Origin of the sequence: Caldicoprobacter faecalis, assembly GCF_900115765.1 — a bacterium.
GTDB classification, from domain to species: domain Bacteria; phylum Bacillota; class Clostridia; order Caldicoprobacterales; family Caldicoprobacteraceae; genus Caldicoprobacter; species Caldicoprobacter oshimai.
In genome coordinates this window covers 1-23972 of sequence record NZ_FOXR01000022.1, presented here as the reverse complement: position 1 = coordinate 23972, position 23972 = coordinate 1, and the positions used below count along the sequence as shown (strand labels likewise).

General features: G+C 46.9%; 19 protein-coding genes and 2 pseudogenes. 7 read left to right on the top strand and 14 right to left on the bottom strand.

Annotated elements, in window-relative coordinates; all coding sequences use genetic code 11:
* Positions 1–7: 7 nt before the first annotated feature.
* The 7 genes from BM241_RS08625 to BM241_RS08595 all read right to left on the bottom strand — a co-directional run bounded on the left by BM241_RS08625 (position 8) and on the right by BM241_RS08595 (position 8719).
* The gene (locus BM241_RS08625) at positions 8–1381 is read right to left on the bottom strand and encodes an RsmB/NOP family class I SAM-dependent RNA methyltransferase (protein WP_025747753.1); all 1374 of its coding nucleotides are present in this window, start codon (positions 1379–1381) and stop codon (positions 8–10) included.
* Positions 1378–2457, bottom strand: a complete 1080-nt coding sequence (locus BM241_RS08620; RefSeq protein WP_025747754.1) for a type I phosphomannose isomerase catalytic subunit — start codon at positions 2455–2457, stop codon at positions 1378–1380. The genes BM241_RS08625 and BM241_RS08620 overlap by 4 nt, the downstream gene beginning before the upstream one ends.
* 170 nt (positions 2458–2627) lie before the next feature.
* Positions 2628–4208, bottom strand: a complete 1581-nt coding sequence (locus BM241_RS08615) for a VanW family protein (RefSeq protein ID WP_025747755.1) — start codon at positions 4206–4208, stop codon at positions 2628–2630.
* A gap of 222 nt (positions 4209–4430) precedes the next feature.
* Positions 4431–5171: a PRC-barrel domain-containing protein gene (locus BM241_RS08610; protein WP_025747756.1), complete on the bottom strand. Its 741-nt coding sequence runs from the start codon at positions 5169–5171 to the stop codon at positions 4431–4433.
* A 56-nt stretch (positions 5172–5227) separates the two neighbouring features.
* On the bottom strand, positions 5228–5863 hold the full coding sequence (locus BM241_RS08605; protein ID WP_025747757.1) for a redox-sensing transcriptional repressor Rex: 636 nt from the start codon (positions 5861–5863) through the stop codon (positions 5228–5230).
* A gap of 181 nt (positions 5864–6044) precedes the next feature.
* Complete coding sequence (locus BM241_RS08600; protein ID WP_035146935.1) at positions 6045–6713, bottom strand: GntR family transcriptional regulator; 669 nt, start codon at positions 6711–6713, stop codon at positions 6045–6047.
* Positions 6714–6787: 74 nt separating this feature from the next.
* Positions 6788–8719 (bottom strand): aconitate hydratase, encoded by a 1932-nt coding sequence (locus tag BM241_RS08595; RefSeq protein WP_025747759.1) that lies wholly within the window; start codon positions 8717–8719, stop codon positions 6788–6790.
* Positions 8720–8931: 212 nt separating this feature from the next.
* Between BM241_RS08595 and BM241_RS08590 the strand changes: the two genes are divergently transcribed.
* Positions 8932–10203, top strand: coding sequence for a methyl-accepting chemotaxis protein (locus tag BM241_RS08590; protein WP_025747760.1), 1272 nt, complete (start codon positions 8932–8934; stop codon positions 10201–10203).
* 80 nt (positions 10204–10283) lie between these two features.
* Here the strand turns inward: BM241_RS08590 and BM241_RS08585 are convergent, their stop codons facing one another.
* The 3 genes from BM241_RS08585 to BM241_RS08575 all read right to left on the bottom strand — a co-directional run bounded on the left by BM241_RS08585 (position 10284) and on the right by BM241_RS08575 (position 13358).
* Positions 10284–11195 carry an ATP-binding cassette domain-containing protein gene (locus tag BM241_RS08585; RefSeq protein WP_092282536.1) on the bottom strand — a complete coding sequence of 304 codons (912 nt, stop codon included), beginning with the start codon at positions 11193–11195 and terminating at the stop codon, positions 10284–10286.
* 13 nt (positions 11196–11208) lie between these two features.
* Positions 11209–11892 (bottom strand): ABC transporter ATP-binding protein, encoded by a 684-nt coding sequence (locus BM241_RS08580; protein WP_025747762.1) that lies wholly within the window; start codon positions 11890–11892, stop codon positions 11209–11211.
* Between the two features lie 176 nt (positions 11893–12068).
* Complete coding sequence (locus BM241_RS08575) at positions 12069–13358, bottom strand: Gfo/Idh/MocA family protein (RefSeq protein WP_025747763.1); 1290 nt, start codon at positions 13356–13358, stop codon at positions 12069–12071.
* A 170-nt stretch (positions 13359–13528) separates the two neighbouring features.
* On the opposite strand from BM241_RS08575, the gene BM241_RS08570 reads away from it, so the two are divergent.
* From BM241_RS08570 to gatB, 4 genes are all read left to right on the top strand, one after another.
* On the top strand, positions 13529–14416 hold the full coding sequence (locus tag BM241_RS08570) for an AraC family transcriptional regulator (RefSeq protein WP_025747764.1): 888 nt from the start codon (positions 13529–13531) through the stop codon (positions 14414–14416).
* A gap of 183 nt (positions 14417–14599) precedes the next feature.
* On the top strand, positions 14600–14899 hold the full coding sequence (gene gatC / locus BM241_RS08565; protein WP_025747765.1) for an Asp-tRNA(Asn)/Glu-tRNA(Gln) amidotransferase subunit GatC: 300 nt from the start codon (positions 14600–14602) through the stop codon (positions 14897–14899).
* Between the two features lie 195 nt (positions 14900–15094).
* Positions 15095–16561, top strand: a complete 1467-nt coding sequence (gene gatA, locus BM241_RS08560) for an Asp-tRNA(Asn)/Glu-tRNA(Gln) amidotransferase subunit GatA (RefSeq protein WP_025747766.1) — start codon at positions 15095–15097, stop codon at positions 16559–16561.
* Positions 16562–16592: 31 nt separating this feature from the next.
* Complete coding sequence (gatB, locus tag BM241_RS08555) at positions 16593–18041, top strand: Asp-tRNA(Asn)/Glu-tRNA(Gln) amidotransferase subunit GatB (protein ID WP_092282529.1); 1449 nt, start codon at positions 16593–16595, stop codon at positions 18039–18041.
* On the opposite strand, the gene BM241_RS08550 is transcribed toward gatB, so the two are convergent.
* From BM241_RS08550 to asnB, 3 genes are all read right to left on the bottom strand, one after another.
* A complete protein-coding gene (locus tag BM241_RS08550; RefSeq protein ID WP_025747768.1) occupies positions 18038–18823 on the bottom strand; it encodes a M55 family metallopeptidase in 786 nt (261 codons plus the stop codon). The two genes, gatB and BM241_RS08550, sit on opposite strands and share 4 nt — an antisense overlap.
* 231 nt (positions 18824–19054) lie before the next feature.
* On the bottom strand, positions 19055–20287 hold the full coding sequence (locus tag BM241_RS08545; protein ID WP_092282528.1) for an adenylosuccinate synthase: 1233 nt from the start codon (positions 20285–20287) through the stop codon (positions 19055–19057).
* 88 nt (positions 20288–20375) lie between these two features.
* Positions 20376–22277, bottom strand: coding sequence for an asparagine synthase (glutamine-hydrolyzing) (asnB, locus tag BM241_RS08540; RefSeq protein ID WP_092282527.1), 1902 nt, complete (start codon positions 22275–22277; stop codon positions 20376–20378).
* 470 nt (positions 22278–22747) lie between these two features.
* On the opposite strand from asnB, the pseudogene BM241_RS13305 reads away from it, so the two are divergent.
* Positions 22748–22969, top strand: a pseudogene (locus BM241_RS13305) (transposase family protein); the annotation flags it as partial.
* Between the two features lie 33 nt (positions 22970–23002).
* Positions 23003–23402 (top strand): annotated as a pseudogene (locus BM241_RS13300) (ISL3-like element ISCsa1 family transposase); the annotation flags it as partial.
* 18 nt (positions 23403–23420) lie between these two features.
* On the opposite strand, the gene BM241_RS08525 reads toward BM241_RS13300, so the two are convergent.
* Positions 23421–23972 (bottom strand): transposase (locus tag BM241_RS08525; protein WP_143094081.1); only part of this gene is annotated, 552 nt, incomplete at its 5' end.

Here is a 23972-nt window from a genome sequence, read left to right as displayed (position 1 = left end):
TTGCAACTTACGTCAATACACGTCGCAGCCCCTTGGGGTAATAATTTTTCAAGAGCCCATCCGACAGCTTACCCCATCCCAAGGAATAACCGTCGACGGTTATCAGCACCCATCCCTTTCCATCAAACCCTGTAAGGGTGAACCCCTCCAGATACTGCATTACCTCCTTTGAATCGCTTGAAAAGTCAATGCTTTGTACCACAGATTCCTTTCTGGCAGACATGGCCAGGGCATGGCCGGGAATAAACCTTCCCTTTCTGATAGTGCCCAGCCTGAAACCCGGCCGCAGCACCTTAAGCCCGCTTAAATCTGGAAGGGATGGCGGTATCCAGTACAGCTGGTCCTTATGCACATAAAGATGATCTTCTATGAACTCTCTCATATATTCCTTCATAAAGCACTCATACTCAACTGGCAGCTTGCTTATTCCTCTGCGTTTGTAGAAAAGTGGTAAAGTGCTGGCACCGCCATCTGCCTTCTTTTCAAACAACGCCATAAAATGCCCCTCGCCCTTTATTTTATGAGGCCAAAGCCGGAAAGTCTTCACAAGTTCCGGACTTCCGTTTACCCACTCGGGTACACCTCTGTCAAACCACTTGAAGTGAACATCCTCCACCAGCGAAAAATCAGGGTGCTCCTTTAAAAACCAGTCCACCACTCCCTCGTTTTCCTCGGGAGAAAAGGTACAGGTTGAATACACCATCCTTCCTCCCGGGGCTAGCATTTCGGCCGCATGCTTTAATATGCTTTTTTGCCTCACGCTAATCCTATCGGGAAGGGTGTAAGACCACACAGAGCACATATCAGGCCTCTTTCTAAACATCCCCTCGCCCGAACAGGGAGCATCCACCAGTATGCGGTCAAAATAGTTCTTGAACACCGCCGCCAGCCTGCCAGGCGTCTCTTGAGTAATGGCGGCATTCCTAACGCCCAGCCTCTCCAAATTTTCGCCCAAAACGATGACGCGCGAAGCATCGATTTCATTTGCCAGTAAAAATCCCTTGCCCTTTAAGCGGGCGGCTATCTGGAATGATTTCCCACCAGGTGCGGCGCACAAATCGAGCACCTTGTGTCCCGGCCTTACCCCCAGCAGTTCGGCCGGCGCCATAGCGCTGGGCTCCTGAATGTAATACAGCCCGGCATAGTAATAGGGGTGCTTCCCCGGGCGATCCTGGTCACCGTAGTAAAACCCGCCTTCCGCCCATGGAACGGGCTTTAGCTCAAAAGGAGCAAGGGACAGAAAATCCTCTATGGCGATCTTTAAGGTATTTACCCTTAAGCCCTGGTAAGGGGGATTTTTAAAACAAGCCATGAACTTGGGATACTCAGGGCCCAGCAGGCCCTTCATCTTATCAACAAAATCCTCAGGCAAATTGCTCACTTTTCCACATCATCCCCTTCAAATAAGCCTGCGATGGCTTTAAGCTGTTCTTCAGTAAAACCTCTGGCTTTAAGCGGCCCAGTTATATCCCTTTTCTTGTTAGGGACATATGCCTTTATTATGGTGCACTCCCCTTCAATCATATAATCTCCCAGACAGGCCGGTATGAGAACCGAATCACCGGGCTTAAAAGGCTGACTGCCCTGGCTGTACAATATCTCGCCCTGCCCCTCCACCGCCGTTAACGTAAAAAATTTAGACCCATCGGCCATCTCTTTCATGCAGCCATGGCACTCCAACTTTTCAACAGCGAAATAGCCACAGGCCACATAGTATGTACGCCTGCCGCCTTCTTCTTCGGCGGGTAAGCCGGGCAGCTTGTCCTTTGCCAGCCTTCCACTGAAATCTATCACGTCCAGTGCTTTGTCCACATGGAGCGTTCTGGGTTTACCATCATCTCCGAGTCGGTTCCAGTCATATACCCTGTATGTGGTATCGGAATTCTGCTGAATCTCGCATATCAAAATTCCCGGCCCTATGGCATGCACTACCCCGGCCGGTATATACAGCACGTCTCCGGCCTGTACTTCGACGCTTCTCAAGTACTTTTCCAGACGTCCAGCCTTTACAGCCTCCTCAAACTCTTCTCTGGTGGTTCCCGGCACAAGGCCGTAAATCAGGCTGGCACCAGGCTGTGCATGGATGATATACCACATCTCGGTTTTACCCGGCTGGCCTCCCTCATGCAATGCCGCATATTCATCGTCAGGATGCACCTGCACAGAGAGGAACTCTGTAGCATCAAGAAGCTTTATGAGCAAAGGGAACTTATTTCCAAACCTTCTTTGCACCTCGTCTCCCAATAGCTGGCTTCCATAGGAGTCAATGAGCTGCCTCAAGGTCATTCCTTTGAGAGGGCCGTTGGCCACCACGCTGGTACCGTTCGGATGGCAGGCCACATCCCAGCTCTCCCCTATCCTATCAGATGGAAGCTTCCTGCCATATTTCTTTTGAAGAGCATTACCACCCCATATCTTCTCCTTTAATATGGGATCAAACAGCAATGGATACAGCACCGCACTCCCCCTCCGGTTATTGCCTTGCATTTATTTCACCGTAAAAATTTTGCCGACCAATCACCCTTCTATTATAACGATTTAAGGCCAAAAAATGAAGGACAATGTTTCAAATAAAAAACTTCCGGTTGACGCCGGAAGCATGAAAAAGCCAATCAAGATGCAATTATTCAGTTCCCCTGGCTGCCCTGTCCTTGTTGCTCATCTACCATTTCATCTGAAGAAACTTCGGTACCATTTTGGGTTGACGGCGTACTGCCACTGCCGGCAGGCTGTCCATTCGGTTTTTGTGCCTCCACAGGAGGTTCAGCTTCAGGAGCCTCCTGTTCAGGAGGTTTTGGTGGTCCTACCCTTTTCTTGCCCACAATCCTGGGATAGTTGCTGTATGCCTCTTTGACCCTCTTGATTTCCTTTCCGTCCTTGTAATACACGCGATAGGTCTGCACCTTGATGCCCGGCCTGGATTCATATTCTATAATCTCTTCGCCGGGCTTCAAGCTATTGTCCTGTACCACCTTTTCAGGTGGCTTTTCGGTCCGCTCCAATATTACCGACACCAGCTCTATCCTATCGTAATCAGTGGGCGCCTTGCCGTATACCTCAACATAAAGCCTCCCACCACTGATATACCTGTTGAAAAATACCGGCGTGTCCTTGTTGTTCCTGATCTTTAAGTCAAGATTAGGATAGTTTACTGTCGCATCCTGACCTACTTCTGTATAGGCTGAAGGCCATGAATGATGCCACCGTTCCACTATCTCCAGGTCAGCGCGTACAGCAGCGCCGTATAAAGTGGTGGAGGTCTGGCAATTGCCTCCCCCTGGCTCGTCTACCAGCTTTTTCCCTTCTTTAATGACCGGGGCATCCAGATACCCGTGCGCTTTATCCCTGGGACCTGTTGCCTCGTTAAATGAGAACACTTCCCCTGGGTCAAGGCGAAGCCCATCAAAGCTCTTAGAAGAAAGGGTTATATTATGAATTCTCTCAGGGGTACCGCTCAACTTGGTGGAATAAACGGCAATCCTGCTGGTCCAGGTTTTGACCTCCTCCAAAGTATATTTGGGGTAAAGCGTTTGAACCGGAATCTCATAAGGAGTAAAGTCCCTGGCATCCACCTTGGCCTTTATATCGGCCATAGCCTGTTCAATCAGCATTCCTTTTCCTATGACCTCTTTCGTGAAGGTAAACTTTTGCTTGCTATCAGGATGAAACTCAATCTGGGCATCTACAGGCTGGATGTTTATCTGCTGAGCAATTGCCTCCAGCTCATCCTTAAGAAGAGAGACGTCATAGGTCAAAGCAGTGGTAAAATGTCGCCCTTTCTTACCAACTTCATATATCTCCATAAGCCGCTCAAAGATGTTGCCCCGCCGTCCCACCTGATAGGCTTCTTTCACAACATCCTCTATGTTGAAGCTTGCACCAATGTCCCGGTAGCTGTATTCCCATTGGTGCTCTCCATGCCGCAGTATTAACTTCATCGCATCCAGCTCAGGTTGGCGAAGGTCACGGATGGCTTTCAGCCCTTCCTCAAACGTCAACCCTTGCAGGGATACGCCGTCAACCGTCACTCCAGGATAAAACCTGTCACTGCTTAAAATATGATAGGCATAAGCGCTTACCCCCAAAACCGCTAAAAAAATGACGGTAAAAATCATCATCAATACCGCTTTGTACATTGCATCTTTTTTCTTTCGTTGTACAGCTTTTCTCCGCACAGCCTCTCGCTTAGACTGAGTAGTGGATTGCATTCATCTTACCTCCGCTCATTACAGGGGCTTACCCATTTATTTTTATACCATCAGCACTTTACGTTCATACAATTTATATAGTAGAATAACCTCAAGCAGAAGTAAATATGTTATGCCATAAAATAATAAAAGCTTAACAGTCTGAAGCAAAACCGTAAAGTTTTTTAAAACTTTCGTAACAGTTTTACCCCACAACTGTTAAGCCCAAATTATAGCCGTTTATCATACGGCCTCAATATTCATGGTAAGCTCAACAAGCTTTCCTCCCGCTTTTACCTTATCGATAAGCTCCTCGGTCACTATATCCCCCTCGGCAGCTAACAATTCTCCGCTCTCGCTTATTATCCGTTTAGTCACCTTCTTACCAATGAGAAATCGCCTTTGCTTTTGTTCGAATAAAGAAGAGCCCTTATCCTTGAATTGCTCATCATCTGCGTTCCCCGCAGACTTGTAAACCTCTTGAGGCAGTCCCTTGCTTTCATCGGCAGCTGTTTCACTGACACCATTGCGAACAACGAGTATACCTTTACCATAGGTAACTATTTGAGCGGCATCCAGCTCAAATCTCTCCTGGTTTTCCCTAATCAACTCACATTTTACAACCCTTCCGTCTCCCTCGTTAAAGTAATATTCTTTCACATTTCCGATGTATTCGCCATTTTGCGTGTAGACCCTGGCTCCGATCAGGCCCATCCCTCGTCTTATCAAATCAGGAGCTTCCTTAACCTGTGAAAAAGGCAATATATTTTCCCTGGTCTCTGTGATAACGGCATGGCGTCCCATTCCTAACACCTTATCAAAAGGCAATAGTTTGGCGCCCAAATACCATTCCTCATCCTCAATGATGAGGGAGTGTACTTTCCCCTCAGAACAATCAACCAGCAAATCTCTAACCCTGCCGCACTCAATCCCTTCCCTTACGCATATCAACGGCAACCCTTCAATCTCATGCCTGCCTTTCACATTATCAACTCCAATTACCGCATCATTGACTTCATGATGGCATTCTAGCATGTCGGTTACGATTTTGCATTGATTCTATAGCACAGGATGTAAAGGCTATCGCTCAGGTGAACGTTTTCAACTATGACATCATCGGGTAGAACCACGTCAATTGGAGCAAAATTCCATATATACTTTATCCCGCAGCTTACCAGAAGTTCAGCCACTTCCTGCGCCTTCTCCTTGGGGGTACAGATAACCCCTATATCTATATGCTGGCTTGCCACATAGCTTCTCAAATTATCCACATCGTAAATCTCGATACCGCGTATGGACATACCTATCAAGCGGGGATTGACATCAAACATGGCTTTTATAAAAAAGCCCTCTTTTTCAAAGCCGCTGTAATTTGCTAGAGCCTGACCTAAATTCCCGGCACCCACCACTATCATGTTGTACTGCCTGTCCAACCCCAGTATCTTCTTGAACTCCTCGCACAACTCTGCTACATTATAACCGTATCCTTGTTGCCCAAACCCTCCAAAACAGTTAAAATCCTGCCTAATCTGCGATGCCGTAAGTCCCATTTTCTGTCCCAATTCGCTGGACGACACCCTTTGCACGCCATTTTTTTTGAGCTCCATAAGGTACCTGTAATATTTGGGCAACCTCCGTATGACTGCCTCGGAAACTCTACGCCTGTCTCTTTCCATCACAAAATCACCTCCTGAAGGGTTAAACACCGTTCAAAGCCATCCCAATCCCATTATTTCGAAATTATTACCATCAATACCAGTGTAACAAATAATACAAGCAAGTTCAATAGCAAACTGCAAAAATAAAGCATTCCCGGCCTGGTAGCTTCAAAGCCACAAAACCGGGAATACCTTCTCATCAATCCTTTTCTTCTTCACTTTGTTCCGTTAAGGAGTGGAGGTTTAAAATGGCACGGGAAATATGCTCGGCCATAAGCCTTTCAGCTTCTGCTGCATCCCTTTTCATGATCGCTTCAAAAATACTCCTGTGCTCATGGAACGATAGACGAGCTCGCATGGGCACCTTTAAAGAACCACGCCGGGCCCGTTCCACGTATCTGAGCAGATTGTCCAGCATATGCTTCAATACTTTGCTGTCACAGGCATCATATATCACACCGTGAAAGCGCGTATCCAGCTGGGTGAGCTGGTCAAAATCGTTTTTCCTAGTATAATACTCCATGAGCTCCACGATCTCTTCCAGCTCTTTGAGCGCTTGCTCATCTATACGCTGGGCTGCCCACCGGGCGGCCAATCCCTCAAGCATGGAACGTATCGTATATATATCATCTATATCCTTCTGCGAAACCCCGCTTACCACGACCCCCTTGTTGGGGATCGAAATGACCAGTCCTTCCAGCTCTAGCTGTCGGATGGCTTCGCGTATCGGGGTTCTGCTCACCCCCAGCTCCTCGGCTAGCTTGGTCTCAACCAACGCATCGCCGGGCTTGTAGCGGCCATTTAGTATGGCATCGCGAATATAATTGAACACATATGAATGCAGAGAATATCTCTCAAGCGATTGCATCTTGGCAAACCTCTTTGCTTTTGCCACCCTGCTCTCTTCGAAATCGTCCATAATACCTCACTCTCTATAATTTTTTATTTTCCCGAATTCTTTCGAGTGTAATTGAGTAAACCTCCCGCCAGTATGACCTCCTTTAGTCTAGGCGACAGATTCAACCCTACCTTTATCTCCTTATTCTTGGTGATGTTCTTGACAATCAGCACATTCCCCTGTTTTATCTGCTCAATGGCATTTTCGATAACAAGGCGATCATCTTGGTCGATGTCATCATAATCCCTTTCATCCACAAATGTCAAAGGCAGTATCCCCGAATTTATAAGGTTGGCCATGTGAATCCTAGCAAACGACTTTGCTATTACACCTTTTATGCCCAAATACAAGGGTACCAGGGCTGCATGTTCCCTGCTGGATCCCTGCCCGTAATTGTGGCCGGCCACCAGGAAACCGCCGCCTGCTTTCCTGGCACGCTCCGGAAAATCTTTATCCACCAGAGTGAGGCAATAGTCCGCCAAATAAGGAATATTAGACCGGTAAGGGAGCAGCTTGGCATTGGATGGCATAATGTGATCCGTAGTAATATTATCCTCCATCTTAAGCAGCACTATCCCCTCTACTGTATCGGGAAGCTCTTTATTGACAGGGAAAGGCTTGATGTTGGGACCGCGAACTACCTCCACCGGCGTCCCTTCTGGAGGAGGTGGAATGATGCAGTTGTCGTTTATCTCGAAGGTCTCTGGCATCTCCACATCAGGGTATTCGCCCAGGGTACGCGGATCAGTCAGCACACCGGTCAAGGCCGTAGCCGCCGCCACCTCAGGGCTGGTCAGATACACCTTTGCGCTTGGAGTTCCGCTGCGCCCATAGAAGTTACGGTTGAAGGTTCGCACAGACACCGCATTGGTAGCCGGCGCCTGGCCCATGCCGATACACGGGCCGCAGGCACACTCCAGAATGCGCGCACCGGCCGCTATCAGATCTGCCAGAGCTCCGTTGCGTGCCAGCATGGTATAAACCTGCTTGGAACCAGGGGAGATTACCAAGCTGACGTCGGGATGCACCGTCTTGCCTTTCAATATCTTGGCTACGCGCATCAAATCAAGGTAAGAAGAGTTGGTACAGCTTCCAATGGCCACTTGATCCACCTTGATGGGCCCTACATTCCTTACGGTGTCCACGTTGTCAGGGCTGTGCGGCTGCGCTACCAAAGGCTCCAGCTTGCTCAAATCGATCTCGATCTCCTCATCGTACTGGGCATCAGGGTCAGCCTCAAGGGGAATCCATTCATGCTCACGCCCTTGAGCCCTCATAAAAGCCCTGGTCACCTCATCGCTTGGGAAAATAGATGTGGTGGCACCCAGCTCTGCGCCCATATTGGCTATGGTGGCCCTCTCGGGCACCGTCAACGTGGCAACGCCCTCGCCGGCATACTCCATGATCTTGCCCACGCCGCCTTTGACGGTGAGCCTCCTTAAAAGCTCGAGGATGATGTCTTTGGCACTTACCCACGGCTGAAGCTTCCCCTTGAGCCAGACCCTGCATACCTTGGGCATGGTGAAGTAATAAGGCCCTCCGGCCATGGCCACCGCCACATCCAGCCCACCGGCGCCAATGGCCAGCATGCCGATCCCACCGGCCGTAGGCGTGTGACTGTCAGAGCCAAGCAGAGTCCAGCCCGGCCTCCCGAATCGCTCCAGGTGCACCTGGTGACAGATTCCATTGCCTGGCCTCGAGAAGTATATACCGTATTTGGCTGCCACCGTTTGAATGTACTTGTGGTCATCGGCGTTTTCAAAACCCGTCTGAAGGGTATTGTGATCTATATAAGCCACCGATTTTTTGGTTCTCACGCGCGGCACGCCCATAGCCTCAAACTGGAGATAAGCCATGGTACCTGTCGAATCCTGCGTCAAAGTCTGATCAATAGAAATGGCAATCTCCTCTCCCGGTATCATTCTGCCGGATACCAGATGGCTCTCTATGATCTTCTGCACTATGTTTTTACCCATTATCAATCCCCCTTTGCTGGAATTAGAGCCACATACAACAATCACATTAATTGTATACAATTATACAAGTTGTGTCAATGAATTTATCGTGAGTAACTCATCGCGCAGTAATTCATAGATCAAAAAAGAGGAAAAAAGTTTCATTTTGCCAATTTGTATATTGTGATATAATAAGAAACAAGTCGAAAAATACAGCAAAAAGGAGGGTGCATATGGAAATCCTGGAACGGTTAAAACAAAAAATCATGAAATTTGCCGTAAAGCAACCGTTCGTATTTGCAGCCATACTTGCAGTAATATCCACCATAATAGAAAAGCTCATCGTACCCAGCATTGGAATAGGTACCATCTTCATCTTGTTCATATTAAAATTAGCAGTACTGGAACTTATAGCGTACATATTGATGAAAGCAATGCATTCAAAAGTAGAATCCATAGCCTACATAATGGACCGCATAAAAAACAGGGACCTGTCCTACACGGTAGACGTCTCGGAGTTTGAAGACCTGCAAGCAGTATCAGCCAGTTTCAACAACATGATAACCGACCTCAAATCCATAATGTCCTCATTGAAAAACATCACCAAACAGTTGGTGGAGGCGGCCGATCTTTTAAACAGCAATACCACCAGGGTCAACCAGGCCATCGATGATATCTCCGCCTCCATGAACGAGATCGCGCACGGCGCATCCGAACAAGCCGCAGAGGCCGAAAAAGGGGTAAGCCTGATAACCAGGCTATCAGAGCAAATTCAAGTGGTATATGAAAACACCAATAAAGTGGTGGAAGACTCCAACAATATGCGCGAATTGAATGAACAGGGGCTTGAAGCGGTCAAAACCCTGCGCGACTCCAACGAGCAAAGCCAGACGGCCGCCGCCAAAGTGCTGGAGTTCATCAATTCGTCGGCCGAAAAATCAAAGAGCATAGGTGAATTCGTCAGCACCATCAACAGCATAGCGGAGCAGACCAACCTGCTGGCCCTCAATGCGGCCATAGAAGCGGCAAGGGCAGGTGAAGCCGGACGGGGGTTTGCGGTTGTAGCCGATGAGGTCAGAAAGCTGGCCGACGCCACCAAAAAAGCCACTGAACAGGTGGAGGAGATAATGACAAACATCATAGAAGAAGCTGATAAAGCGTCGGTTATAATAGATTCGGTAAGGACCGTCATGGAAAACCAGGTAAAAGCGGTGGACAATACATATGAAGCATTTTACGCCATTGCGAAGGGCATTGAAAACATAATAAGCCGCATAAACAATATAAGTCAATCCATAGCAGCCATAGAAGAGGATAAGGACAAGGTGATTGAAGCCATACAGAATATCTCGGCAGTTTCCCAGCAGGCTGCCGCCGCCAGCCAGGAAGTGGCGGCCAGCACCACCGAGCAGAGAAGCGTGATAGAGCAAATCGCATCGTACTCAAAAACCTTAAGCGAGCTGTCCCTGGAGCTAAGGAAATACGTCGATGCCTATAAATTATAAAAAATTAGTAAAAAGCTATCGAAAAGTAAACGTCCTAGCTATTGCGTTTAACAGCATAAGCTAGGACGTTTACTTTTGCTTCAACCTTTAACAGAGTGACCCGAGCTGGCAGGGTGATCCGGTTTCATGATGACGATCCTGTCTCCTTCCAGCTCAACCTTTACCCTGTTTTTCCCTATTAACCCCAAGGCCTCAAGATACTCTCGAGGAATCTGCAACCGCCCGACCTTGTCGAGAACCGCCAGCTCTTCATGCGTATCCCTACCCACAGTCCCTATATCGTTGCTCAGCTCAGCCAGCTCCTCAGCATAGGACTTCTTTCGAATGAATTCGCTGCTGGTCCTGCCATCGCGTATAGCCACCACCCTATCCACCTTTCTGGCGACTTGCCGGTCGTGAGTGACTATGATTATGGTAACGCCAAGGGCGCTGTTTACTTCCCTGAACACGTCCAGTATCTGGGATGCCGTCTTGGTATCCACCGCCCCGGTGGGCTCATCCGCCAGAAGCAACTTGGGGTTATTGGCCAGGGCAATGGCGATGGCCACGCGCTGCTGCTCGCCACCCGATAGCTGCTCCAACTTATATTTTTTCCTGTGCGACAATCCTACCATGTCAAGCAGCTCTAATGCCCGTTCCCTTCTGGCCCTGCCGGTCAAGAGCATTGGGAGCTCCACGTTTTCCAGCGCAGTCAAATAAGGTATCAAGTTCCTGGCATTGTTTTGCCATACAAACCCCACAGTCTCCCTCTTATACCTGACCAATTGCTTATCTGTTAGCTTTAGTAGATCTTTCCCATCTACAAATACCTTACCCGCAGAGGGGCGGTCCAGCCCGCCCAGTATGTTAAGGAGGGTGGACTTGCCGCTGCCGCTGTTCCCGATGATGGCCATAAACTCGCCCTTTTCCACCACCAGGTCAAGGCCCTGTAGCGCCACCACCTCGATGTCGGCCACCTTGTATATCTTGACTAAATTGTCGCACACCACCATGTACTTTACATCTTCATCGCTCATCCACAATCTCCCCATCCTCTAACGTAAATACCCTGTCAGCTATCTCCACCATGCTGGGGTCGTGAGTGGTCATAACCACCGTCAACCCCTCCTTCTCAACCAGGTCTTTGAAAACTTTTACCACCTGCAGGCCAGTATGGGTATCCAGTTCAGCGGTGGGCTCATCGGCAAACACCACCCGCGGACGATGCGCAATAGCCCTTGCGATGGCCACGCGCTGCTGTTCCCCTCCAGACAACTCGTGGGGCCTGTGGTGCATCCTCTTTTGAAGCCCCAGAAATGCAAGGCACTCCTCAGCCCTCTTCTTCCTCTCTTTGGGGTCATACCCCGCTACCCTCAAAGCAAACTCCACATTTTCATAGGCCGACATCATGGAAATAAGGGCTATTGACTGAAAGACAAATCCCATCTCCTTTTGCCGTATCAGGTCCCGCCTGGATTCCGCCATACCGGTGATCTCATTGCCGTTGAAGTATATCTTGCCGCTACTTGGTTTATCCAGAGCTCCCAGCAGATTTATGAGGGTGGTTTTGCCAGAACCTGAACGTCCTCTTAATATGGTCAAAGTGCCTGGTTCTATAGAAATGCTGACGTTTTTCAAGGCGTACACCACTTCCCTGCCAGAAGGGAAACAGCGGCTTACGCCTTCCGTCCTGATTATAACAGGTTTCACCTCAATCACAACCTTCTCAAATCAAATGCGCCTTCCATTATTTTATATACGACATCGACACCCAGAATTCCTTTTTTAAATGCAATTTTATTTGTCCAAAAAGAAAATGCCGCCTTCCGGCTTTGGCTCTTTAAACCGAAAGGCAGCATCGTTATCAAGACTAAAGAAAAAAATCATTAAAACTTGACCAGGTCGTCTATGTCAACGGGCATTCCCGTCCTTATGGACTTGTTGGCCGCAATGCCCGTCAATATGGACATGGCGCCGTCTATGTGCGATGCCGCTCTCTTGAAAGGATCTTCAGCGGGGATACCAAATAAATCGTTGAGCATTATGGGATCCGCTCCGCCATGGCCCCCTTCGCTCTCCTCAATAGGCACGTTATAAGGTGCACCAAACATTGGAAATACCGTGATGCTCTTCTTTCTTACGGCACCCTCTTCGGTCACATCGCCTCCTGCGTTTATATACGTTCTTTCAACCACCGTTGCCTGGATACGGCCTTTGTTGCCGTTGAAGGCCACCCTGAAGCCCTCCCATGGCATATAGGCATTCAGCGAATAGGTCATGATGGCATTGTTCTTGTAGCGAACCATGACGGCCATGGTATCCTCAATGCTTATACCGTCGCCGAATACGCTCTGGTCCCTCAAGTAACCATCTTCCTTCTCAGCATCCAGGTACATGGCTTTAAGCTGAGGATTCTTATCCAAGTGTATCGCAAACGGGTCATCCTTAGCAAGCTCACTGCCGTATGCCCTGTAATAGAACTTGTATATACCACGCTTTTCAGCATTTTCACGCCCATAGAACATGAGGTCCCCCATGCTGAATACCGTCTTGGGCTGGGTGTTCAGCCAGAAGTTGACCAGGTCAAAGTGATGGGTCGCCTTGTGTACAAGCAGCCCGCCGCTATTGCGCTTATCCCTGTGCCAACGCCTGAAGTAGTCGGCGCCATGGTGGATATCCAGCAACCACTCAAAGTGCACAGACAGCACATCGCCGATGGTCCCATTCATTATGAGCTCCTTTATCTTGGTATTGTGAGGTGCATAGCGATAGTTAAAGGTGACCCTCAAATTCCTCCCGGTCTTCTTTACGGCATCCAAGATGGCCTGGCATTTCACCTCGTCTATGGTCATGGGCTTCTCGGTTATTACGTCGCATCCCAGCTCCATGGCGCGAATGATATAAATATGATGAGTGCGATCTATGGAGGTGACGATGACCACATCGGGCTTCTCATTTCTGATCATATCATCGAATTGATCCGGCGTATAAGTGTTCACAGGCTTTGCGCCATATTCCTCCTGCAAAACCTTGTTGGCATAATCCATGCGCACCCTGTTGATATCGCAGAAACCGACGAGCTCGCATGTATCCTTAAAGGTGCTGGCAATGGCTCCATAATACAGCCTGGCTCTCCCGCCTATGCCTACCATGGCATATCTCTTTCTTCTAGTCATTTTTGACTACCTCCCTATCGGATTTAAATCTCTTTTTGCGTCTATTATAGAGCAATATTTTTATAATTTCTGCTTATTTTTTGCTTAAATCGCTAAAAACACTTCATATTTTGCTTTATCAATCGGCAAATTTGAGTTAATATTTAATTGAGGAGGAGAGTGAAGGGAAGATGACAGGATACAGCACACACAAGGTGAAGAGCGCTCCATTTTTGGTAAAAGTCACCCATTCAAAGAGGCGGGGGCACTTCACCATGCCCGTTCAGCATTACCACGAACATTATGAGATATACTATCTGCTAAACGGCGAGAGGAACTATTTCATCCAGGACAGGATTTACGCCATAAAAAAAGGCGATATAGTTCTCATATATAAGAATGTGGTACACAGGACCATCGATAGCTCGATCCCCGACCATGAAAGGCTGCTGGTGGATTTTACCGACGAAGCCTTAAATGCCGTGTCTTCCAAGGAAAGAGCCCTGCTCCTGCAGGCCTTTGACATGAACAGCCCGGTCATCAGGCTTGAACCCTATGAACAGATAATGGTAGAACACCTGCTAAACAAGATGCTGCAGGAGGAACAAGCAAAGGCGCCGGGATACAACATCTGCCTTAGGGCCTATCTTCTTGAGCTGCTGGTATTGCTCGTCCGCTTAAGGGGACAAAAAAGGAAATCTCTGGCAGAGACGATAGAGGCATCCGATCCCCTACACCAGAAGATTTCGGAAATCGTTCAGTATATAAACGGGCATTACAGCCAAGAGCTAAGCCTCACAACGCTTTCCAAAACATTTTATATAAGCCCGTATTATTTAAGCAGGCTTTTTAAACGGGTAACGGGTTTCAATTTTGTAGAATATTTAAACCTCATAAGGGTAAAGGAGGCACAAAAGCTGCTTCAAGGCACCGACATGAAAATCATAGAAGTCGCTCAAAGAGTGGGGTTTGGAAGCGTGGCACACTTTGGAAGGACATTCAAGAGCATCACATCGCTATCCCCATCGGATTATAGAAAGACCTTTAAATCTACCAGAGAACCTGCAACCGAAGGCTGACTTCTAACCCAAATTTATGTCCTTGTACACTTCCATAAGCACAACTTAATGCTATTATAAGTATTTCTAAAATAAAATCCTAAAAATTTTAAAAAAATAATTCTTGAAACCGAAAAACAAAAGGTTTATCTTCGTATATGTGGTGTTTTTCTGTTGATTTTTTGATATTGGAGGTAAATTGTTATGACAATAACAAAAGAAATAATCGAGTACATCGCAATGCTGGCAAGGCTGCAGCTTGATGAAAACGAAAAAAACAGCATGGTGGCAGACATAAGCAAAATTATCTCTTATTTTGACAAGTTAAAAGAGCTGGATACATCCAACATAGATGCCATGGAATTCCTTGTCATGGATGAAGACGTATTTGAGGGCGCTCTGCGGGACGACATCGTCGGCAAATCATACGATAGGGAGGATTTGCTGCACCCCGAAGAAGAGGAAGGTTCAGAATACTTCACTGTGCCACGGGTGGTTGAATAACTCTGGAATTGCATCATGGTAAAAACGAGGCTCCAAAAGCCAATCCGTCTATCCTTTAGTGCCGTTTTTTCTCTTTTACGGGCAAGATACGGTCTCAGAAAATTAGCATATTAAAAATAACAACAAAAAGCTTTATTTACAACTTTTACCAAAAACAACATAACATCCAACGTTTAAGAGAACGGAGGGAAGTTCGTGAAGCTTCATGAATACACCATAAGCCAGCTGCATGACCTGATAAGCAAAAGAGAGATCAGCGTACCTGAACTGACGAGATACATGCTAGACAGAATAGAGAGCCTGGACTCAAAGCTTGAGTGCTATATAACCGTCACTGAAAAGCAGGCCATGGAACAGGCCGAAAAGGTCCAAAAGATGATAGACGATGGCACTTTAAACTCTCCCTTGGCGGGCATACCCATGGGCATTAAAGACAATATATGTACCAGGGGCATACCCACCACCTGCGCTTCCAAAATGCTGAGCAATTTTGTACCACCTTACGATGCCCATGTGGTTAAAAAGCTTTACGACAACGGGGCAGTGTTGCTTGGCAAGCTGAACATGGACGAGTTTGCCATGGGAAGCTCTACAGAAAGCTCCCACTTTAAAAAGACCAAAAACCCGTGGGATACCGAAAGGGTACCGGGCGGATCAAGCGGTGGATCGGCGGCCGCAGTAGCCGCAGGGGAAGCCATATACGCTCTTGGGTCGGACACCGGTGGTTCCATAAGGCAGCCTGCCTCATTTTGCGGCTGCGTCGGTTTAAAGCCGACTTACGGCCTGGTTTCGAGGTTCGGCCTTGTAGCCTATGCGTCTTCCTTTGACCAGATCGGACCTTTGACCAAAACGGTAACCGACTGTGCGCTGGTTTTGAACGCGATAGCAGGCCATGACCCGATGGATTTAACCTCCTCAAGAAGGCAACACCCCGACTACACAAAAGCGCTGATCAATGATGTTAAAGGAATGAAGATCGGCGTGCCCCGTGAATTTATCGATGACAGCGTACAAAAGGATATAAGGGATGCTGTGCTCAACGCCGTCAAAGTGTTCTCAGACCTGGGTGCGCGATGCGAAGAGATCTCAATCCCCATTATGGAGTATGTGGTGCCTACATACTACATAATAGCCCTTGCTGAAGCCAGCTTCAACCTTGCTAGATACGATGGCGTAAAATTTGGCTACAGGGCTGCCAACCCCAAAGACATGCTGGACTTTTGCATGCGGTCAAGGAGCGAGGGATTTGGCACCGAGGTAAAACGGCGGATACTCCTGGGCACATATGTATTGAGTTCGGGATACTATGACGCATACTACAAAAAGGCCCTCAAAGCAAGAACTATCATAACCCGTGAGTTCAATAAGGCTTTTGAGGAGTACGACATCATCATAGGACCGGTATCCCCCACAACAGCATACAGGATAGGCGAAAAGATCAACGACCCTGTTCAAATGTATATGGAAGATATATTCACGGTCCCCGTCAACATCGCCGGGCTTCCTGCCATTTCAATCCCCTGCGGGTTTGACAGCAAGTCCCTGCCCATAGGGCTTCAAATCATCGGAAAGCGATTTGACGAGACAACCATTATAAGAGCGGCTTATACATTTGAGCAGAACACGGATTTTCACAAAGCGAGGCCCAGTTTAAACGAGTAAAATTAAATTCTAACCAAAATTGGACAAAACAATGATAGAGGTGAAACCGATGGAATACGAAGCGGTAATCGGATTGGAAGTACATGCTGAGCTATCCACCAAATCAAAGATATTCTGCTCATGTACCACCGAATTTGGTGGCCAGCCAAACACCCACTGTTGCCCCATTTGCCTTGGCATGCCGGGAACGCTGCCGGTTTTAAACAAGAAGGCAGTTGAATATGCAATAAAAGCCGGACTGGCCACAAACTGCACAATATCCCTTTTTACCAAGCAGGACCGAAAGAATTACTTTTACCCCGACCTGCCAAAGGGGTATCAGATATCCCAGTACGACCTGCCGCTGTGCAAGGACGGGTACGTTGAAATCGAGACCGAAAACGGGAAAAAGAAAATACGCATAAACAGAATCCACATAGAGGAAGATGCCGGCAAGCTGGTACACAGCGAATACGGCAACTATTCCTTTGTGGATTACAACCGTACAGGGGTGCCGCTCATTGAAATAGTGAGCGAACCCGATATATCCTCGGCAGCAGAAGCAAAGGCCTACCTTGAGAAGCTCAAAGCCATACTGCAGTTCATAGGGGTTTCTGACTGCAAGATGGAGGAAGGTTCCCTCCGCGCCGACGTCAACATCTCTGTTCGCCCTAAAGGTTCCAAACAGCTGGGCGAGAGGACAGAGATGAAAAACTTGAACTCCTTCCGGGCTGTATACAGGGCTATAGAGGCCGAAGTTGCCCGCCAAATAGAAGTCATAAAATCCGGTGGAGTGATCCACAGGGAAACCAGGCGCTGGGATGATGCCAAGGGAGAAAGCTATCCCATGAGAAGCAAGGAAGACGCGCAGGATTACAGGTATTTCCCCGAACCCGACCTGCCTCCCTTGATAATTAAAAAAGAGCTCATTGAAAGATTAAAAAATGAACTGCCCGAGCTTCCCGACGCCAGAAAGCAGAGGTATATATCGGAGTACGGTTTACCAGAATACGATGCAGGGGTCTTAACATCTTCAAAGGAGCTGTCCGACTTTTTCGAAGAAGCAGCAAAGGCAAGCACCAACGTCAAAGCAGTCAGCAACTGGGTCATGGGAGATATGCTGCGAATACTGAGGGAAAAGAACATGGAAATAGCCGAAATCCCATTCCCACCAGCATATCTGGCCAAGCTGGTGGCCTTGATAGACAAGGGAGTAATAAACGGCCCTACAGCCAAAAAAGTCTTTGAAGAGATGTTTGACACCGGCAAAGACCCCGAGACAATAGTCAAGGAGCAGGGCCTTGAGGTTTTAAACGATGAATCGGTCCTTCTCGAAGTAGTCGAAAGGGTGATCCAGGAAAATCCGAATTCAGTAGCCGACTACAAAAAGGGTAAGAAAAAGGCAATCGGTTTCCTAGTGGGACAGGCCATGAAAGCCACCAAAGGCAAGGCCAACCCGCAACTTATAAACGAACTGCTGATAAAAAAATTAGAGGGCTAAAGCCTAAACAGCGCCTCTTCCATGGTAGACCCCTCAACCTCATATGTCCTGCCATCGATGATCTTCATATACGGTTTTGAATACTGTGGCGGCAGGATACCTCTTTCTGTAAGCTCAACCCGCAATCTTATTGGCTTTTCAAAGACGAATGGCTTCAGATGAGGCAATTTCAAAATTGCCTCTTTTGTTTTTTGTTTGATGAGAACATAGGCTTTCTCTGGCGGCAACAACATCCCGCCTTTCCAAGTGATACCCTTTTTCACTTCGGCAGTGACCACTCCCGGCAAAAACGCCTCGGCTTCACGGCAAGCCTTGTCATCCCCCGAAACCATTATGACAGGCTTGCCGCGTTCTCCCACGATAGCAGCATCAATGGCAATCTCCCCCACCTTCTGGCCGTTGACCCAATAGTTTTGTATAGAAGCCGAACTCATGGTATGCTCGAGTATACCACCGGAAGTCCCGGCCATAGAGTGATATCCCAATAGAATTACACCATCGCATTCATCCAGCCCTGGAAAGCGATCTTGACCGGTGTAACCAACTATATAATAATCTGCAAGGCTCGAGAGCTTGCTCCATATGACATTTGTCCCATTTGCATGGCAATCCCTGACATAGACTTTTTTCGCCCCTGCCTCCTTGCAGGCCTCAACGCATGCATTTATGTCCCGTACCATCAGCTCTCGTCCTTCACTGTACCGGCTGCCAGATGCCATCACCTGTTCGGAATCAAAAATGCCGCTTATACCCTCAGCATCCACCATTATATAGATATTCACTTTTACTCCTCCTCCGATGCTTTTAAAAAAATACCATAGTACATATAAATTTCTACACTATTTCAAAAAATCCTCTTTAAATCTTCTTTTTATAAAAGCATCTGTAAATTTCCAGCCAACAACGCCATATCCATGAGCTTGCTTGTGTATAAGACGCATAGCTCCTTCAAGGTATCTACCTCAATATTATGTCTTCCCTCTTCGGGCCATTTGATATCATCTTAACTTGTTTTAAAGCATTGGAATGCCTATGAACTCCTCTATAAACTCCACGTATCTTTTAGCATTATCCGGAAGGTCACTGTACTTCCTGACCTTGCTTATATCACATCTCCAGCCAGGAAACATCTTATATACAGGTTTAGCTTTCAAAAGCAAGGGCGTAACAGGAAAGTCCTGCGTGATATCTCCTTCGATGTCGTAAGCAACGCATACAGGTATCTCATCGAAATATCCCAGCACATCCAGCAGCGTCAGTGCCACACAGGTCGCACCCTGCACCCTGCAGCCATACCTTGTTGCAACCGCATCAAACCATCCCATCCTTCGAGGGCGACCGGTTGTAGCCCCATATTCTCCGGCGTCACCGCCCCTCTCGCGAAGATTTGCCGCCTCTCCTCCGAATATCTCGGATACAAAGGGACCTGCTCCGACACATGTGGAATAGGCCTTGACGACGGCTATAATTTCGTTTATCTCATAAGGTGGAATACCTGCACCCACGGCAGCAAAGCCGGCCAACGGAGACGAGGATGTGGTAAAGGGATAAATCCCGTGGTCGGGGTCCCTCAGCGCACCCAGCTGCCCCTCCAACAAAATCCTCTTGCCCTCTTTAATTGACTTGTGCAAAAAAGCAGTGGTATCAGACACCATATGCTCTATCTCTTTGCCCAGCCTCAAAAAATCATTATAAACTCTTTGCCCATCTATAGGAGGAGCATTGTAAAGGGTTTTGAGCCATAAATTCTTAACTTCCAGTATAGAATCTATTTTTTCCTTCAATACGGTAGGATAATAGAGGTCACACACCTGTATTCCAACCTTGTAGTACTTGTCCGAATAAAACGGCGCAATACCTGATTTGGTAGAGCCAAACTGCCTGCTGCCCAGCCTCTCTTCTTCATATCTGTCCAGCAGTATATGCCACGGCATTACCACCTCAGCGCGATCAGATATGAGAATGTTGGGCCGTGGCACCCCTTTCTCTTCCAAAGCTTTCAATTCTTTTATAAGCACCTCTATATTGAGAGCAACGCCCGGTCCCAACACATTAGTTACATGCTGATAAAACACTCCCGAGGGCAGCATATGCAGAGCAAACTTCCCGTAACTATTTATTATTGTATGCCCCGCATTGCTCCCTCCCTGAAACCTGACCACTATATCCGACTCTGCCGCCAACATATCGGTAATCTTACCTTTCCCTTCATCGCCCCAATTGGCACCTACAACAGCCTTAACCATTCACATAACCCTCCAAACAACAGATTTTCATTTGCATTTCCAGTGTTAATTATATTTCTTTTGAGGATACCAGTAAAATTCACGGTTTTTATTCAAAACATAAGGCAGGATTATATTCTTCGTGCATTCCATAAGCCATATCAGAAACTACATTGATGCCGTATTGCCTGAGCCACATGTCAACTTGAATCAAATATGCACAAAATTGAGGCCCCGTCATAAGCTGGCCAAACCACGGAGTACTGTCTTGACTGCTCATTACTTCTTCGAGCAAAGCCTTCACAGCAGCAACATCTATCAACTGCACAAGGGGCGACGAAGGACAACTTATTATCCTGTTAAGCTCACACACCACCGCTTGCGTATATGATGGGTTATACGTTTTAGGATAGGGATTCTTCTTCCGGTTCAGTACAGGTTTTGGCAGTACTCCCTCCAGCGCTTTACGCAGGATCCCTTTTTCGCGCTGTCCCCAGGTCTTCATCTCCCAGGGAATGTTCCATACATATTCCACCAATCTGTGATCGCAAAAAGGCACCCGCACTTCAAGCCCATTGGCCATGCTCATCCTGTCCTTTCTTTCCAGAAGCTGGGACATAAACCACGTTATGTTAAGATAAAACATTTCTCTCCTTCGCTTCTCCAGCCAATCCTCCCCGTCAAGATAGGGTACCTCGGCCAGTGTACTTCTATACCGTTCGGCTACGTATCCTTTAAAATCTATTCTTGAACGCAGTTCTTCAGAGAGCACGGACAACCGCTTATCCAGAGATCTGGACCACGGGAAAGTGGCGCTTTGAAGCAGGTCCTGCCTATGAAACCAGGGATAACCACCAAATATTTCATCAGCACACTCACCCGACAGCGCTACAGTGGCATGCCTTTTAACCTCTCGAAACAGCAGATACAGCGAAGAATCTATATCGGCCATTCCGGGCAAGTCGCGGGCACGGACAGCCGCTGCCAAAGCATCCACCAGCTGACGGGTGTCAACTTTGACAGTGCGATGACACGTCCCTAAAAACTCGGAAACCAGCCGTACCCACCGTTCATCCGATTCCGGCTGAAACTGGTTGGGCCTAAAAAAACTTTCGTTTCCTTCATATTCAATGGAAAATGTATGCAAAGGTCCCATCCCTTTTTTATCATACGACTCTGCCGCAAAAGCCGTTAAAGCACTGGAATCCAAGCCCCCTGACAGCAATGTGCATACCGGCACATCTGCTATCAGCTGCCGCTCCACAGCATCCTGTAACAGATAGCGCACTTTGACCGCTGTGGTATCAACGTCATCGGTATGGGGTAAGCTTTCCAAAACCCAGTACCGCCACACATTAGTACCCCGCCGTGTATATAGCATACAGCAGCCCGGCTTTAATTCTTTTATACCGCGAAATACGCCATGGCCAGGCGTTCGAGTCGGGCCCAAGGCAAAGATCTCAGCCAGGCCTTCTTCATCAACGCACGGCTGTACATCAGGATGGGCCAATAAGGCCTTTATCTCGGAACCAAAAAATAAGGCATTATCCTTCTTTACATAAAAAAGGGGTTTAACGCCGAACCTGTCCCGCGCTAAAAACAGGCATTCATTCATTTCATCCCAGATGCCAAAAGCAAATATCCCATTTAAGCGCTTTACGCATTCAGGCCCCCATTCTATATAAGAAACTAAAAGAGTCTCAGTATCTGAATAGGATTGAAACTCATATCCGCGCTCCTTGAGCTGATCCCTTAACTCCTTTGTATTGTATAGCTCCCCGTTGTAAACTATAACAAAGCTTTTGCCCCCTACCCTGCGTTCCATGGGTTGCCCACCGCCTTCAGGGTCCACTACAATAAGCCTTCTGTGCCCCAAAGCTACGTGCTGGGATACCCTCATTCCAGATGCATCGGGGCCCCGATTTACGAGGGTATCCATCATATTTTTCAGTATCGCGGTCTGTCGCCTTAAATCATTCTCCCAGTCTATCCAGCCAACAATCCCGCACAAGGGATTTCACTCCTCTCCAAATCATAATTAAAATTATTACAAATCTTTCCATTTGATTGCTAGTACTGCGTGTTTATATTTGCCATACTTACATACAACCTGATGATGCAGCGTTAATCAAATACAATGATGGTTTTTTATCAATTCCATTAGGCTAATACGTTTCAACCACAAGTTCATGTCGCTATGTTATAATGGGAATGCGATAGCTTCCAATAAGCCAACACAGCTCAACTACATACGCTACGGATGCAATACTGACTACAATATATGTATTCCTTTCCAGCTTTCATCGTCCATATGAAAAAGTTATGCTTCCCATAAGCATTTGTGTAACAATACCAAGAACATAAAACGACCAGTCAGATTGTCACTGCCGGTGTATAATTGGTTCTTTCCAGAGTTAGTTGATTTAATATAAAAGTATGGTATAATGAAAAAGTATTAAACAAAAGAAAAGAGGTCATTTTATGGATGAGTTTATTAAGCAGTTAGATCAAAATCTAGACTACATTTGTCATGAAATAATTAATGGCAGATGCTATATAACAGTAGCTTCCAACCGTAAAGAAGTAATATGTCCATTCTGCGGTTGGCCATCATCCAAAACACATTCCACATATAGCAGAACCTTTCAGGATCTTCCAATACAAGGTAATAAGGTATTTATTATTATGCGTAATAGAAAGATGTTTTGTAATAATCCTGACTGTAATCATACTACTTTTGCAGAAAGATTTGATTTCATTTCCGATAAGGCGAAGAAAACACAACGCCTTGAGGATGAAATTGTACGCCTGTCATTAAATTGCAGTTCTGTTGCGGCGTCTAAAACTCTGAGGGAGAATGTTGCGGATGTTGGTAAAAGTACTATCTGCAACCTCTTAAAAAAAAGAAATACCTGTTGTTGATAAGGAGAATGTAATAGCTGTCTGCAAGTGGCTAAAAACATACCCAAATCTTCATGTGGTATCGAGAGACGGGTCTGTCACCTATAATAATGCAATTGCAGATGCACATCCGGGGGCTTTACAAATAAGTGACCGTTTTCACTTACTGAAGAATCTGACCTCATATGGGAAGGAGTATCTAAAAAAGAAGCTAAAGCCACAAATCTTAATACAAGCGGTTAGTCGAGAGTTGTCAAGAATTTTGTGTCTGATTAAAGTAACGTAACTGGAAAATTTGTTGTATTTCATAAATGTAAGCATTTATCATTGGTACCGCTTTTTTCCATTTTGTTCGCCTTAAGTTCTCCCTCTGTAAATATATGTTGATTTCCAATACTTCAACAGAGTTGAAGTAACCACCCGACCTTATCCGAATTTTTTCAATCAGGCTATTGATACTCTCTACACTGTTGGTAGTATAAATATGCTTTCTCAAGGATTCGGGGTATTTGGTAAAAACCATATAATGTTCTGCTTTCTCCATAAGAAGGTTCATGTATCGGCTATATTTACTCTTAAATTTACTGCAAAGGTCATAAAATTTTTGAATAGCTTCATCGAAAGAAGAAGCAAACCTTATTTTATCGAGTTCTTTATTAAATTCTGTGGCGTCAGCTTTGGTCATATATTTGCGGATATTTCTTTGAAGATGTACAAAACAGAGCTGATGATCAGCATATGGATATACAGCTTTGACGGTCTCGATAATACCTGGGAAATCATCACTTACAACCACTAAAACTCG

What these genes read in the sequence shown, in the direction of transcription:
- BM241_RS08615 (WP_025747755.1), bottom strand. Translation starts at nt 4,208, where the DNA reads ATGCAATCCACTACTCAGTCTAAGCGAGAGGCTGTGCGGAGAAAAGCT.
- BM241_RS08590 (WP_025747760.1), top strand. Translation starts at nt 8,932, where the DNA reads ATGGAAATCCTGGAACGGTTAAAACAAAAAATCATGAAATTTGCCGTA.
- BM241_RS08585 (WP_092282536.1), bottom strand. Translation starts at nt 11,195, where the DNA reads ATGGTGGTGTGCGACAATTTAGTCAAGATATACAAGGTGGCCGACATC.
- BM241_RS08570 (WP_025747764.1), top strand. Translation starts at nt 13,529, where the DNA reads ATGACAGGATACAGCACACACAAGGTGAAGAGCGCTCCATTTTTGGTA.
- gatB (WP_092282529.1), top strand. Translation starts at nt 16,593, where the DNA reads ATGATAGAGGTGAAACCGATGGAATACGAAGCGGTAATCGGATTGGAA.
- BM241_RS08575 (WP_025747763.1), bottom strand. Translation starts at nt 13,358, where the DNA reads ATGACTAGAAGAAAGAGATATGCCATGGTAGGCATAGGCGGGAGAGCC.
- gatC (WP_025747765.1), top strand. Translation starts at nt 14,600, where the DNA reads ATGACAATAACAAAAGAAATAATCGAGTACATCGCAATGCTGGCAAGG.
- BM241_RS08600 (WP_035146935.1), bottom strand. Translation starts at nt 6,713, where the DNA reads ATGCAATCGCTTGAGAGATATTCTCTGCATTCATATGTGTTCAATTAT.
- BM241_RS08605 (WP_025747757.1), bottom strand. Translation starts at nt 5,863, where the DNA reads ATGGAAAGAGACAGGCGTAGAGTTTCCGAGGCAGTCATACGGAGGTTG.
- BM241_RS08545 (WP_092282528.1), bottom strand. Translation starts at nt 20,287, where the DNA reads ATGGTTAAGGCTGTTGTAGGTGCCAATTGGGGCGATGAAGGGAAAGGT.
- BM241_RS08595 (WP_025747759.1), bottom strand. Translation starts at nt 8,719, where the DNA reads ATGGGTAAAAACATAGTGCAGAAGATCATAGAGAGCCATCTGGTATCC.